Source organism: Halioglobus sp. HI00S01, assembly GCF_001635445.1.
In the GTDB taxonomy this organism is placed as follows: Bacteria; Pseudomonadota; Gammaproteobacteria; order Pseudomonadales; family Halieaceae; genus Halioglobus; species Halioglobus japonicus.
Genome location: NZ_LWEE01000147.1, coordinates 1 through 219, shown reverse-complemented (window position 1 = coordinate 219; position 219 = coordinate 1). Strand labels below are relative to the sequence as shown.

Below are 219 nucleotides of genomic sequence, written 5' to 3'. Positions count from 1 at the left end.
GGACAGTCGCTGGCACTTTACTCTGGGCGGGCGCTACTCCGATGACGAGCGCGAAGCGTTCCGGCGCAACACGCGCTCAGCAGATTTTGCGGAAAGTGCCCCCGACGGTGCCAGCTACAAACGCGACTTCAGCAACTTCAATCCCTCTCTTACCGTGGCCTGGGACGTCAGCGATGACGCCAATGTCTACGCCAAGGTGGTCAGTGGGTACAAGTCGGG

Annotated in this window: 1 protein-coding gene; it reads left to right on the top strand. The window is 60.7% G+C overall.

The window, feature by feature from the left end; translation table 11 throughout:
• Positions 1-219, top strand: a 219-nt coding sequence (locus A3709_RS14995; protein WP_156507782.1) for a TonB-dependent receptor domain-containing protein, incomplete at both ends; no start/stop codon positions are given.